11 protein-coding genes are annotated in these 13551 nt (G+C 59.6%); 6 read left to right on the top strand and 5 right to left on the bottom strand.

What is annotated here, in order from left to right; genetic code table 11:
- Positions 1–8: 8 nt before the first annotated feature.
- Positions 9–785 carry a hypothetical protein gene (locus tag SM753_RS08325; protein WP_323191237.1) on the top strand — a complete coding sequence of 259 codons (777 nt, stop codon included), beginning with the start codon at positions 9–11 and terminating at the stop codon, positions 783–785.
- Positions 786–787: 2 nt separating this feature from the next.
- Positions 788–2326 carry a flippase gene (locus SM753_RS08320; RefSeq protein ID WP_323191236.1) on the top strand — a complete coding sequence of 513 codons (1539 nt, stop codon included), beginning with the start codon at positions 788–790 and terminating at the stop codon, positions 2324–2326.
- Here the strand turns inward: SM753_RS08320 and SM753_RS08315 are convergent.
- The 3 genes from SM753_RS08315 to SM753_RS08305 all read right to left on the bottom strand — a co-directional run bounded on the left by SM753_RS08315 (position 2314) and on the right by SM753_RS08305 (position 6979).
- Complete coding sequence (locus tag SM753_RS08315) at positions 2314–3519, bottom strand: sulfatase-like hydrolase/transferase (RefSeq protein WP_323191235.1); 1206 nt, start codon at positions 3517–3519, stop codon at positions 2314–2316. The genes SM753_RS08320 and SM753_RS08315 overlap by 13 nt on opposite strands.
- A 44-nt stretch (positions 3520–3563) precedes the next feature.
- A complete protein-coding gene (locus SM753_RS08310) occupies positions 3564–5276 on the bottom strand; it encodes an O-antigen ligase family protein (protein WP_323191234.1) in 1713 nt (570 codons plus the stop codon).
- A gap of 266 nt (positions 5277–5542) precedes the next feature.
- On the bottom strand, positions 5543–6979 hold the full coding sequence (locus SM753_RS08305) for a sugar transferase (RefSeq protein ID WP_323191233.1): 1437 nt from the start codon (positions 6977–6979) through the stop codon (positions 5543–5545).
- Between the two features lie 345 nt (positions 6980–7324).
- Here SM753_RS08305 and SM753_RS08300 point away from each other — a divergent pair, with 345 nt between their 5' ends.
- Positions 7325–7939, top strand: coding sequence for a rubrerythrin family protein (locus SM753_RS08300; RefSeq protein ID WP_323191232.1), 615 nt, complete (start codon positions 7325–7327; stop codon positions 7937–7939).
- 247 nt (positions 7940–8186) lie between these two features.
- On the opposite strand, the gene SM753_RS08295 is transcribed toward SM753_RS08300, so the two are convergent.
- Both SM753_RS08295 and SM753_RS08290 read right to left on the bottom strand, forming a co-directional pair.
- The gene (locus SM753_RS08295) at positions 8187–8459 is read right to left on the bottom strand and encodes a hypothetical protein (RefSeq protein ID WP_138798471.1); all 273 of its coding nucleotides are present in this window, start codon (positions 8457–8459) and stop codon (positions 8187–8189) included.
- Between the two features lie 78 nt (positions 8460–8537).
- Entirely contained in the window at positions 8538–8939 is a 402-nt protein-coding gene (locus SM753_RS08290; protein WP_323191231.1) for a hypothetical protein, read from the bottom strand.
- Positions 8940–9234: 295 nt separating this feature from the next.
- Between SM753_RS08290 and uvrB the strand changes: the two genes are divergently transcribed.
- The 3 genes from uvrB (at position 9235) to SM753_RS08275 (ending at position 13238) form a co-directional block, all read left to right on the top strand.
- Entirely contained in the window at positions 9235–11295 is a 2061-nt protein-coding gene (gene uvrB / locus SM753_RS08285) for an excinuclease ABC subunit UvrB (RefSeq protein WP_323191230.1), read from the top strand.
- 147 nt (positions 11296–11442) lie between these two features.
- Complete coding sequence (glmU, locus tag SM753_RS08280; protein WP_323191229.1) at positions 11443–12639, top strand: bifunctional sugar-1-phosphate nucleotidylyltransferase/acetyltransferase; 1197 nt, start codon at positions 11443–11445, stop codon at positions 12637–12639.
- A 2-nt stretch (positions 12640–12641) separates the two neighbouring features.
- Complete coding sequence (locus tag SM753_RS08275) at positions 12642–13238, top strand: hypothetical protein (RefSeq protein WP_323191228.1); 597 nt, start codon at positions 12642–12644, stop codon at positions 13236–13238.
- Positions 13239–13551: the final 313 nt, after the last annotated feature.

Genomic DNA, 13551 nt, shown 5'->3' with positions numbered 1-13551 from the left:
TCACCGTGATGGACGAAGACTGGGACAATCTGATCATTCTCGATGGCTGTCGATACGATACATTTGCCCGACATAATACTTTAGAAGGGGATCTTATCCGCGTAATATCCGGAGGTTCCAGTACCCCCGAATTCATTCATCACAACTACGTCGATAGAACCTTTCCAGACACGGTGTACGTCTCAGCGAACCCACACATTATCCGTCAGGAAGTTTCAGAGAACTTTTTCCACGACGTACAGCTCTGGCGCGAGGACTGGAACGACGACCTGAAGACAGTTCGTCCCGAGGCGGTCGTCGAGAGTGCTCTCGATATTGTCCGAAAATATCCAAATAAACGCCTCATCATACACTTTATGCAGCCTCACTACCCGTTTATCGGGCCTGAGGGTAAACAGATAGAACAACAAGGACTCCTTGGCGACGATACGAAGACGCTACGGATCTGGGACCAACTCCGACATGGGCAGATCGATACCGCTACCGTCCGTCGTGCTTACGAGGAGAATCTTGAGGTGACAATGCCACACGTCGAACGACTCGTTGAGTCCTTATCCGGCAAATCCGTCGTTACGGGAGATCACGGAAATAGTTTCGGACGTTTCGGCGTCTACGGTCATCCACATCGTCTCTACCTCGAAGATCTGGTCGCCGTTCCATGGCTCACGCTTTCTGGGGGTAAGCGTCGGGAAATAACCGCGGGAGACATCGAACAACGGGAAAACGAGCGTCCCGACGATCAGGTCTCGGACCGTCTCTCTCATCTCGGATATCTTCAAGAGTAAGTATGGACAGCGGTAAATTCGGCCGACTCGCAGGCAGTGCTGCGTTCATTCTCTTCGGTACTGTCGTTAGCATGGGTCTGAGCTTCGGTATTCGGGTCGTTCTCGCCCGATTGCTAGGTTCTGACGGATACGGCGTCGTTGTCCTTGGATTTACCGTCGCAACTCTCGTTGCGATCGTCGCGAAAGGCGGACTGCCACGCGGTGTCGCCCGAGAACTCCCTCGCCACGAGAGCGAGAGCGAGAGTCGTGACGTCGCCCTATCCGGACTAACGCTAGGACTATGTCTCGGGACCGGACTCGGTGTCTTACTGTACGCATTTTCGCCGCTTATCGCGACACGAGTGTTCGACGATCAGCGGCTTACGTTCGTCCTACAGGTTTTTTCTTTCGTAGTTCCGTTTATCGTGATCCGGTCTATCGCCGTCAGCATTTTTCGTGGATACAACCGGACCGGAGAGCGAGTACTTCTCAACAACTTCCTCGCTCCGGTCGCACGGTTTGTTCTCATTGCTAGTGCTGTCGCGCTCGGATACGAAATCGGTGGTGCAGCCGTGGCATGGGTCCTCGGTGCCGGCATCACGGCGGTCGCAGCGCTCGTTCTCCTTCACCGACGAACCGGGATCTTCGTTCGAGACGGATACGAACCCCAGTATTGGTCGCTCCTCGTTTTTTCGCTCCCGCTGATGCTCTCGGCTGCGATATGGAACGTTGTCCAGCAGGCAGACAACGTCCTATTAGGATACTTCTCGACGGCCTCGGTCGTCGGTCAGTACGACATTGCGTTTACTCTGGCCAAGTTGCTACTCGCTGTTATCACTGCCTTCGGGTTTCTCTTCATGCCGATTTTCTCCGAACTACACGCTGAGAACGACGCTGAGGCGATGAACCGCTTCTACAACGTGACTGCGAAGTGGGCCGCTTCTCTCGCTTTCCCGCTGTACCTCGCTGCGCTACTCTTCCCCGAAACGATCCTATCGACCGCGTTCGGTCCGGAGTACGCGTCTGCAGGCGGAGTCCTACGGATAATCAGCACGGGGTTTTTCTTTCACATCCTCTCGGGGCTCTCCGGGAACGCGCTTGTCGCGATCGGACGAACGCGGACGATACTTTTCGTGAATCTCACAATCGTGGTTCTCAATATCTTGCTGAACGTCGTCTTAATCCCCGCGTACGGTATTGAGGGGGCCGCTGTTGCGTCTGCGATTTCGTATTCCGGACTGAACCTGCTGTACATCAGGACCCTTCGCAGGTACGACGTGTTCCCCTTCTCTTTTCCGACGCTAGCGCCTCTCGGAATTACTGGGGCCCTCGTTCTCGTACCGTGGTTGATCTTGCGTCCAGAAGTCATTGATGGGCCATTAGGCGTAATACTGTTCATTGCGTTGACTGCGGTGATCTATCTCCCAGTGTACGTGCTATCTGGTGGGGTACAACGAGCAGATGTGGAGTTACTAGTGGCTGTTGAAAATAACGTTGGACGTCGATTTCCGCGCATGAAACGACTGCTCGTCACTGCAAGTGAACGGGGCTATTCGAGATAACCGAGTTTTTCGAGTTGTTCCTGTGGTATCTGATCTGTCCCGCAGCGCTCTCTTTCCCTGTTATATTGTTCGGGAAGTTCCGTCTTACCCTGTTCGACGGTAAACCCGGGTGACCCATACTCGACGTGTTTCGGGAGATATGTCTTCAGGAGCCCGCTAGCCGACCGTACGCCGAACTGTGGCCGCGTAAACGAGGTTCCATGTCCCGCGTATAATTGAACGTACATTGCATACCCGAGTCGTTCGTATGTAGGTCCCTGGTGATACACTCGACCGCCTTCACTGTCCCATACAGAACTTGCTTTGTATTTCGTGAACTTGTGATCGATTTTATCTATGGTCGTCGTTTGCCAGACGTCAGATCGAACACGCCTTTTTGGGGATGGAGTTTCGTTCCAGAGATCCACTCCACTGACATCTGGTGGTTGTTGCTTTTCACGTGCCCCGAAACATGTCGGAACGATGTCTATTCCGGATACCGTCCGCTCTATCGTTTCGCCCTCCGGTAGCCCTGAACCGACGAACGTGAGTGGGACCTCGACGAGTTCGGGTGTCATGGGACGTGCGTGTCCTATCGGACGGCCGTATTTCGCCTCTCCGAGAACCTCGCCATGGTCGCTTACAAATATGAGAAGGGTTGACTCCAGCAGATCCGCATCCGCCAAAAACTCCGTGAGCGTAACGAACCGTTCTGCGGCCGTATCGACGCTGTGTTGGTACAGACTCGATATATCCTCAAATGAACCCAATTTATGCTTGAAGAAATCGTCTGTGGACTTGCATTCGTCAAAGCTATAGCCGTACGGGAGATGTCCGCCTTTGTGATGTTCGACGTAAACGAAGGGGGGTTCAAGTGCATCCAGATTTTTCGTACTCTCTATCTGAAGCATCCGTCGAGGTGGTTTCTGTTCGGGCTCTAAATCTGTCCATATCGTGTCTGCTCTGAATCCCACATCCTGATCACCGGATAGTAACAGTGGCTTCCTATCGAGGCTGTCATTGAAATCCCATATCCCGTGGTCCGCCGGATATTGACCGGTAATGAGGCTTGGAAAGCTTGGAGCTGTAAACGTACTTGGAGCGATTGCTTGTGCGGTAACACCGAGTTCTCGGACGGTCGCTGGCAGCGACTCGAACTTCGTACTGTCAGAGATAAACAATAATATATTCTCGACGGAGTCGGTTTCTGCCACGGATCGCAGCGGAAGCATAGACGATGTAGTGGACATCCTCAATATCAATGTTCCCAATTGTTTCCATTCTGTGGGTTCCATGCCACTGCCGCGCCACAGAGTGCCCAGTATACGGCTGTGGCAGTCGTACTGTGATGAACCGTAGTCCAGAACGAGTACGCCTGAAACCCGATTATCCCACAGGCTAGTGCTATCCCCAGGCCTCGTCGATCCTTCCCGTAGATCACGTTCTGGAGCAGATGGACGACGACAGTCACGACGGCGGTCAGATACAGTAGCGCTCCGACAATTCCGGTGGCGGCGAGGTGTGACAGTACGGTATTGTGAACAGCCATCATCTCCGGTAGCTGATACTGCGTGGAGCGCAGTGGAAAGTTCCAGCCGCCGAGTCCGAACAGAGGGTTCTCGATCGCGATGTCGATGCTTGCCTCGTACTGTTCGAGTCGAACGTCAAGATTAGATGCGTCAACAGCTACCTCCGCGGAACCATCGTTCATACCAGCTCCGCCGGAATCACTGGGCTGACCAGTTGAGTCGCCCGGGTCCGTGCTTGTCCCACCGTCCGTCCCGTCTGCTCCGTTCTTCGAGTCGGTTCGGCTCTCTTCCCCCGCCGATCCCATACCTGGTTCGCCTTCTGTCGCAGTCGTCTCGTCCGTCCCGTCTGCTCCGTTCTTCGGGTCTGTTCGGCCCTCTTCCCCCGCCGATCCCATACCCGGTTCGCCTTCTGTCGCAGTGGTATCGTCCGTCCCGTCTGCTCCGTTCTTCGAGTCGGTTCGGCTCTCCCCCGCCGATCCCATACCTGGTTCGCCTTCTGTCGCAGTGGTATCGTCCGTCCGTATTATCCCCTGAACCGTATCGGCAAGTCCCGAAACGAGGGATATTCCGATTGCGCGAACAGTGTTACCAAGATACAGTCCAATGAGCATCCCTAACGATAGCACTGTGACACCTATCTGTCGATAGTGCCGGCGGTCAATCCTGTTGAACAGTGCGATCCCCAAGAGGAACAACAGGGCGCTAACGAAAAACGCCCCGAGTCCGGACTCAGTGTCACTGACGCGGAGCAGAAGGGTTATCGCTCCAAGGCCGACGGTTGCCATAGCGAATCTGGCGTCGGAGTTCGCCGCATACCAGAGAATCGGCGTCAGTAAAAGCAAGACGGCGATGAAGACCCGCCCAGTTCCGACGAAGCCTCCTGCGTGCAGTCCGGTCGCGATCGTGTAGGATCCGATGGTAAAGGTCGATATCAACTGTTCGCTCGTTTCGCCAAGACGACTAAAACCGATTATCCCCCCGCTCACGGTCTGGACCATAGCGACGATCAGGTGACCGGTCACTGCGATTACTAGCGGATACAGAGCCTGCCGGACGTCCGTCCAGTACACTACCATTCCCGCAGCGCTAAAGACGAGCAGATATCGCAACTGTGCCGCCGAGAACATCAGTCCGGCGGTCAGCGATGTCCCGCTACCGAAAAGCGCTGCGAGAACGCTCCACAGGACGAACGCACCGAGCGAAGCGAGTACTACTCTGAACGCCACACTGAATGTCGGGCGCTGTTGCTGATACCAGAGTATCCCCAACAGAAACACTCCGAGGCTACCGAAGTCTAACAGGTACACGCTGAGTTCCGCGATCCCGGGGCCATGAACGAGAGGTACGTCAGCGTTGAACGTGAGCAGCACGAAAAACGCACTCAGTAGGCCTTCGATCAGAACGCCGTATCTGAAGACGACTACCGTATAGACGACTCCCACGATACCGATAGCCGTAATCAGTGATATCCCCGTCGTGACGTGACTGATCGGGGCAAATCCTGTCAGGAGAGCGGTGAGGCATACGGCGGTTCCTATCGTTGCATCCGTCGAAATCGAATTGGGCGGGCTTCGGAGAGTTAGTACCTGATCCGGTATATGATGTTTAAAGTATGTCATTTAGATTCTGATGGTTATAATCACCGGGGTGACGAGGAGTCTTTGAGGGAAATTGAGCGTCGTAACACACATGACGAATATATGCCCAATTAATCTTCCTTTGATCCGTTGGGTCGAGACGCTGCATCCATCGGGCCGCTATTGGTTGTCTCCAGCAGTATTATCCACACCTGCCGTATCACGATCTTTAGATCGAACCAGAACGACTGCTTGCGGATGTACTCGATATCCCACTGCAACTTCGCCTTGGGATCGGTACTTTTCGCGCCGTTAATCTGCGCTAGCCCTGTGAGTCCCGGCTTCACGAACCACCGCTTTCGCCACATCTGTGATGTCGCCTCTAACAGCGCTTCCTCGTCGGTCCAGACGGCTCGCGGACCGACGACACTCATCCGTCCCGTCAGTATCGTCCACAGTTGTGGGATCTCGTCCAGATGCGTCTTCCGTAACACGCGACCGACGTTCGTCACGCGGTCGTTTTGCTCGTCCGCAGTCGGTTCCGCGGACTCGCCTTCAGGCACCATACTCCGAAACTTGTACACGGGAAAGGTCTCCCCGAGGACCGCGGTCCGCTCTTGCTTGTACAGAACGGGACCGGAACTGTCTAGTTTGATCGCAACGGCGATGACCAGCATCACGGGGGCCCAGACGACCAGTCCGAACGCCGCAAAGCAGATGTCGAACGTCCGCTTGAACGCGTAGTCCTGCCAGTCCCACGGTTCCACCTCCACGTCCACTAACGGCCCCACGCTCGTATCCGGAGTCAGCACTGAATCAGTGTAGTCCCGGTGCACTTTCGCCGCGACGCCGTGTTCGTAACACGCGTCCAGAGCCCCGAAGAACTCCCCTCTGTCCGCTTCGCCGAACGCCAGCACCACGGTATCGACGTCGTACTCGACCAGCACGTCCTCGACCCGGGACAGCCCGCCGAGATGGTCGATGTTTTCTAGTCCGGCAACGCCGCCGTCAGCGAGCGCCTGCTCCGGTTCGGCGATCGGCAACGCGGCCGTCGGACACAGATACCCGAGCAAGTCACCGTCCACCGCCTCGCGAACGGTCCGCATCTGCGCCAGGTCGTCGCCGACGATTATCGTCCGGTCTAGCTCGCCCGGGATCGGCCGCCTGATAGCCACGAACCAGGCGGGAAGCACAAGTAACAGGATTCCGGTCAGCATCACCAGCGTCGCCCGTGGCAACCGGTGGGACCACTGGAAGTACCCGAGCGTCGCGAGCGCCAACCCGCAGACGAGCACGCGCTTTTGGGTCAGAAACACCGCATCGAGGATCCGCCGCGGCCGGGGCTTGTACATCGGGATCAGCGCCATGATCGTAAAGAAGACGCTCATCGAGAGCGCCCGTCGGAGCGACATCCCCGTTAACACGGTGACGTCGAGTCGGTTGAACACCGGAACGTACGTCGTAAAGAGGTACTGCGGAATGGCGTGATTCGCCAGCAGCACGGCCAGCGCCGTCAGCCCGGCGACGCCCGTCACCGAGAGCGTCCGGTAGCGCCATCCCGTTGTCATCGTACATGTGACACTGCCGCACCGAATATAAGGACTGCGTTACCAACGGCTTTCGCGGTCGGGGGCGACTCTCGGCCCCGATATCCAACTACGCACGATCCGGTACCCGCCGTCGGCGTTTTTCGCTACCGGAACCCGCCCGGCGGTGATCGCGGGAAGCGTCTCGCTTGCTGCTGCCTACCCAACCCACGGCGACACGACGGAGTACGTGATGAATGCGACCGAGACGACGCGCCGGCGGTGACGAGAGCGTGTTAGCGTATCTACGCTCTTGGATTTCCCGTCTCCTGCCCAACAACTGCCAAGGACGATGCTTACAAACGCGTCCTCTGCGTACGCGTCGACATGACCGCCGACGATTTCCTCGATACGGTCCGCGACGACAACGAAACAGCGCTCTCCCGACTCGGCTCTTCGAAGGCGCTCTACGCGCTCACGGGTGGGGAGATGGAGAGCGACGCGGTCCTCGATGCCGCCGCGACGTCCGCCCTCGCCGCCGCCGAGACGTACGAGGAGTGGACCGAAGACACCGACGTCGACTGCATCGCCGACGCCGCAGTCGTCGAGCGCGACCAGTACGAAACCGTCGTCGACGACGTGGCGGACCACGACCCACACGGGACGCCGGCGATACAGGTGTACCTCCGAGGGCTCGACGATGACGTCTCCCGCGTCGGCGGGCTCGTCGGCGCGGCGCTCGCGGAGTCCAAGCGCGCCACCCAGATGTCGGGCTTTTTCACGGGCGAGGCGGACCCGCAGACGGCGTCCACGTTCCGCGGGTACGGCGGGTCGCTGGACGACCTGCGCGACGAGGCGGTCGCCGCCCTCGGCGATCTGTGCGACGGCGACGAGGACTGGGACCGCGCGGCGGAGGCCGCAGGTGGAGCGATCCAGGCGGCGTACGACGACTACGTCGAGAAGTTAGAGGCGATGGGCGTCAACCCGAAACCAGTCTGCTAAATCGGCGTTCCAGCTATCGACGAGTGGACGGTTTCGCATTCGAAGCCGCGACCGTCTCCGCTCTCGGGCGCTCGGTCAGTGAGCAGTCCACGAGACCGTTCACCTCGGGGCGCGAATCCGCATCTCGTTCGATACTCGCTCGCTTTCGCTGGCCAGCGCGCCATCCGGGTGATCGACGTCATCCTTCACACCCTGGCCCCCGAATTCTCGCGGACATCCGAACTGCTTCGGACTGGTCCGCTATAGTTCAGACGCCCTCGAGCGTTTCGCGGTACGACCGGATCTCCGCGAGCGCATCGTCGATAGCCGTCCGCACCTCGTCGTTCTCGTCGTCGCCGATCTCGTCCAGTATCCGCTCGTGGCGTGCCAGTCGGCCGTGGTCCGGGCCGCGGTCGGCTGTCGCGAGGTCGGCGAACTGGTCTGACTGGTCGTACAGGCGCTCTCTCGCTTCGTCGTCGTCGGCCGCCGCGCTGGCGTCGCGGAGCAGTTCGCTCACGCGTTCGAGTTCGTCTCGACTCATGCTCGGCTGTAAGCACACCTAGAAGAAAGAAGTTGTCACAACGCCGCGGCGTTCCGGCCCCGACTGTTCGGTCCTCACTCAGGCCGTAATGCGGTGACGCCCGACGTAATCGCCGGCGAGGCCGTAGACCCCGTTGGCGAGGAGGATAGTCGCCCCCATCGTCGTCGTAACGAGACCGAGACCGAGGTTTGCGCGGCCGGTGATGTACACCAGAGTGAACCAGACGACGGCAATGGTCGCGAGACCGACGCCGGCGAGGAGTGCGCGTGTCTTGATTCGCCACCCCCAGTGGACGACCCCGGCGAACGCGGTGAGACCGAGCGCAAGCGTGACATGGCCGGGATATCCGCCGGCGAGGCCGGAGACGGAAACGCGACCGAGACCGAGCGTAACCCAGGGGAGGAAGGCGGAGAGGACGACGGTCATTGCTCCCGTCATCCCGATCTTTTCGGAGCGGGTAAATCTAACGTCAAACTTCATCGGTACTGTACAGGTGTTCGGGATTGCTATTAAGTGTTTCCGTACTGAAATATATGGGAACGTTTGTCAGGGGTACGGGACGCACGCGGCGTCTGCAGTCCCCCACGATGGTCGATGGCTACGAGTCAGTATCTGAATAATAATTATCATAATAAACAGTCGCAGCGCACACTGTACGGGATCGGAGACGTATTTTTCCGCTTCTGGTTCAGATACGTCGAACCCCGTCGTTCGAACGTCGAGGAAGCACCCGACCGAGCGCGTAAAGTAACTTCAGTCCGTATCGTTGTCCACTGTGAGTGACGCAAACTCCGGTCCGCTCTCCCCGGACCGTCCCGACCAGGAACGACCGTTTCGCGTCGACGCGCCGTTCGACCCCGCGGGCGACCAGCCGGAGGCCATCGAGCAACTGGCCGAGGGCTATCGTCAGGGGATGGACGAGCAGACACTACTCGGCGTGACTGGCTCGGGCAAGACCAACACCGTCTCGTGGGTGATAGAGGAGATACAGAAGCCGACCCTCGTCATCGCCCACAACAAGACCCTCGCCGCGCAGTTGTACGAGGAGTTCCGCAGCCTGTTTCCGGACAACGCCGTCGAGTATTTCGTTTCCTATTACGACTACTACCAGCCCGAAGCCTACGTCGAGCAGACGGACACCTTCATCGACAAGGACGCCTCCATCAACGACGAGATCGACCGCCTGCGCCACTCCGCGACGCGTTCACTGCTGACGCGTGACGACGTTATCGTCGTCGCGAGCGTCTCCGCGATCTACGGCCTCGGTGACCCGTCGAACTACGTCGACATGTCGATGCGGCTCGAAGTCGGCCAAACTATCGACCGCGACGAGTTGCTCGGCCGACTCGTCGACCTGAACTACGAGCGCAACGACGTCGACTTCACGCAGGGGACGTTCCGGGTCCGCGGTGACACCGTCGAGATATACCCGATGTACGGCCGTTACGCCGTCCGAGTGGAGTTCTGGGGCGACGAGATAGACCAGATGGTGAAGATCGACCCGCTGGAGGGCGAGGTCAAGAGCCAGGAACCGGCCGTGCTCGTCCACCCGGCAGAACACTACTCCATCCCGGAACCGCAGTTGCAGACCGCCATGGACGAGATCCGCGAGGACATGCACGACCGGGTTTCCTACTTCGAGCGAGCGGGCGATATGATCGCGGCCCAGCGCATCGAGGAGCGCACGACCTTCGACCTGGAGATGATGCAGGAGACGGGCTACTGCTCGGGCATCGAGAACTACTCGGTCTACCTCGGCGACCGCGAACCGGGCGACGCGCCGTACACCCTGCTCGATTACTTCCCCGACGACTTCCTCACGGTCATCGACGAATCGCACCAGACGCTCCCGCAGATCAAGGGCCAGTACGAGGGCGACAAATCGCGGAAGGACTCGCTGGTCGAGAACGGCTTTCGCCTGCCAACCGCGTACGACAACCGCCCGCTCACGTTCGACGAGTTCGCCGACCGCGTCGACAGGACGCTGTACGTCTCGGCGACGCCCGCTGACTACGAGCGCGAGCATTCGGACCAGATAGTCGAACAAATCGTCCGCCCGACCCACTTGGTCGACCCGAAGGTCGAGGTCGCGGATGCGACGGGGCAGGTCGACGACCTCATGGACCGCATCGACGACCGCGTCGACCGCGACGAGCGCGTCCTCGTCACGACGCTCACGAAGCGTATGGCCGAGGACCTGACGGAGTACTTCGAGGAAGCGGGCGTCGACGTGGCGTACATGCACGACGAGACGGACACCCTGGAACGCCACGAACTGATCCGCTCGCTCCGCCTCGGCGAGATAGACGTACTCGTCGGCATCAACCTGCTCCGCGAGGGGCTGGACATCCCCGAAGTCTCTCTGGTCGCCATCCTCGACGCGGACCAGGAGGGGTTCCTGCGGTCGGAGACCACGCTCGTCCAGACGATGGGTCGTGCGGCCAGAAACGTCAACGGCGAAGTGGTGCTGTACGCCGACGAGCGCTCGTCGGCGATGGAGGCGGCCATCGAGGAGACCCAGCGCCGCCGGCGGATCCAACAGGAGTACAACGAGGAACACGGCTTCGAGGCCACGACCATCGAGAAAGAGATCGGCCAGACGAACCTGCCCGGCAGCGAGACCGACACCAGCGACGTGACCGGCGAGGGACCGGACGACGCCGACGAGGCGGCCCGCCGGATCGAGCAGTTAGAGGCGAGCATGCAGGAAGCCGCCGACAATCTGGAGTTCGAACTCGCGGCGGACATCCGCGACCGCATCCGCGAACTCCGCCAGGAGTTCGACCTGGACGGCGGCGACGAGGGCGTCGCGCCCGAGATCGACCCCGAGTTCTAGGGACCTCGACCGCTATTGAGAGCGGAAGGACGAACCAGTTCCCCGCAGCGCGATATCGACGTACCGCCTTCTTCCCCTGTTCACCGGCGTTTTGCGCCCCTTAACAAGCGTATAGTAAACCGCGTCTACGTCCAGGTGTCACCACCGATGCAAGCCATCATTCTCGCAGCGGGCGAAGGAACAAGGATGAGACCGCTATCCGCCTCGGTGCCGAAACCGATGCTACCGGTGGCCGAGCGGCCGATAGTCGCCCACACCGTCGAGGCGGCCGCCGCGGCGGGCGCGGACGAGATCGTTCTGGTCGTCGGGTACGAAGCCGACGCCGTTCGACGCTACTTCGGCTCGGAATACGCAGGTGCGTCGATCAGCTACGCCGTCCAGATGGAGCAGTCGGGGACGGCCGACGCCGTTCGCGTTGCGGCCCGACACATCGACGGCGCGTTCGCGGTGCTAAACGGCGACAATCTCTATGATCAGGCGTCCGTCGCGCGACTGTTCGAGGCCGGTCCGGGCGTCGGTGCGTTTCGGGTGGAGAACCCGTCACAGTACGGCGTTTTGACTGCGGAGGCGGGACGGGTCACGGGAATCACCGAGAAACCCGACGACCCGCCGAGCGACCTGGTGAACACGGGAGCGTACGTCCTCCCCGAGAAAGCCCGTAATTGGCTCGATGTCCCCGTCAGCGAGCGCGGCGAGCGCGAGATCACTGACGTCCTCGCACGGGTGATCGCGGAGTTCGATGTCGAGTACGTCGAACTGGACCGGTGGATGGATGTCGGGCGGCCGTGGGAACTGCTGGAGGCCAACGAGTGGTGGCTCGGCGAACTCTCGACCGCTCTGGCAGGCGATATCAGTCCTGACGCTCACGTCGAGGGGTCAGTCGTCGTCGAAGAGGGTGCGACGGTGAAACCCGGCGTCGTTATCGAAGGGTCCGCGTTGATCCGGTCCGGCGCGACGGTCGGGCCGAACGCGTACATTCGAGGGACGACGCTCGTAGACGAGGGTGCAACGATCGGCCATTCCGTCGAGGTCAAAAACAGCCTCCTGTTCGCCGGCGCGACCGTCGGCCACCTCTCGTACGTGGGCGACAGCATCCTCGGCCGTGACGTGAACTTCGGCGCGGGGACGACCGTTGCAAACGTCCGGCATGACGAGGAACCCGTCGAACACACCGTCAAAGGCGAGCGCGTCTCGACCGGCCGTCGAACGTTCGGCGCGGTCGTCGGCGACGGAGCGAAGACCGGAATTAACACGAGCCTCGGTCCGGGCGTGACGCTCTCGCCCGGCGTTACTACTGGTCCCGGCGAAGACATTGTGCGCGACCGCACTGGGGACAAGGGTTGACCATGCGAGTGAACCGTCGCAGTCCCCTCGACTCGCCGGACGATGCGCGCGAGGCTAGATCCGACGGATCTGCTATCGGTATCACCTTCACGAGCGCCCTGCAGATCGCCCTGGTCACGTTCGGTATCATCTTCTTTTCCGTCGGCATCGTCCTCTCCGTCTCCGGGCCCAGTATCGGCGCGCTGTACGGAGGAGCGACCGCTGATAACGAAACCATGTCGTCGTCTGCCAAGACGACGGAACAGTCGCAACCGACGACGTCCTCGTCGGAGACGACCGACGAGGAGTTCAATATCACGATCGGCGATGATGACGAAGACGCCGAGAACGGATCCGACAACGAGACGGATGGGCTAAACGAGACGGAGGAGACGACCGACGAGGAATTCAACATCACGATCGGCGACGATGACACCGATGCCGAGAACAGATCCGACAACGAGACAGATGGACTGAACGAGACGGAGGAGACGAACGAGACAGATGGACTGAACGAGACGGAGGAGACGAACGAAAGCAACGAGACGGTTGATATCAACGACACGACGCTCAACGCGACCATCAGATTGAACGAGACGAGTGACACCCTACCTCATTGATATCTACTACCGGCTAGAAGCCAGGGCGACATCGATCGTACGATCCGACCGTCTGAGACGGCGTCCGAGCGAGCGTCAAAAAGACCGTCTCGGCTGTGCCAACCATCTGTGCTCCTATCCCGGGAGAGTCTGCGTTCAACGCGGTTCGCGCCACGCTTGTCGTCATCCGTTGAACACGATTCCGGCGTACCCTGCTCTAACGCGGTCACAGCTACGACAGAAACGCTGTGGTCAAAGACCGAGAAGGCGCTGGACAGTACCGTTTAGGCGGCGAGACTCAGCCGCCGATCGGTTCGTCATCGAGACCGGACGG

The sequence above is a fragment of the Halostella sp. PRR32 genome (assembly GCF_034808085.1).
Classification (GTDB): Archaea; Halobacteriota; Halobacteria; order Halobacteriales; family Natronoarchaeaceae; genus Halostella; species Halostella pelagica.
The sequence above is the reverse complement of the archived record's forward strand: the minus strand, read 5'-3'. Positions and strand labels throughout refer to the sequence as shown.

What these genes read in the sequence shown, in the direction of transcription:
- SM753_RS08325 (WP_323191237.1), top strand. Translation starts at nt 9, where the DNA reads ATGGACGAAGACTGGGACAATCTGATCATTCTCGATGGCTGTCGATAC.
- SM753_RS08320 (WP_323191236.1), top strand. Translation starts at nt 788, where the DNA reads ATGGACAGCGGTAAATTCGGCCGACTCGCAGGCAGTGCTGCGTTCATT.
- SM753_RS08305 (WP_323191233.1), bottom strand. Translation starts at nt 6,979, where the DNA reads ATGACAACGGGATGGCGCTACCGGACGCTCTCGGTGACGGGCGTCGCC.
- SM753_RS08300 (WP_323191232.1), top strand. Translation starts at nt 7,325, where the DNA reads ATGACCGCCGACGATTTCCTCGATACGGTCCGCGACGACAACGAAACA.
- SM753_RS08295 (WP_138798471.1), bottom strand. Translation starts at nt 8,459, where the DNA reads ATGAGTCGAGACGAACTCGAACGCGTGAGCGAACTGCTCCGCGACGCC.
- SM753_RS08290 (WP_323191231.1), bottom strand. Translation starts at nt 8,939, where the DNA reads ATGAAGTTTGACGTTAGATTTACCCGCTCCGAAAAGATCGGGATGACG.
- glmU (WP_323191229.1), top strand. Translation starts at nt 11,443, where the DNA reads ATGCAAGCCATCATTCTCGCAGCGGGCGAAGGAACAAGGATGAGACCG.
- SM753_RS08275 (WP_323191228.1), top strand. Translation starts at nt 12,642, where the DNA reads ATGCGAGTGAACCGTCGCAGTCCCCTCGACTCGCCGGACGATGCGCGC.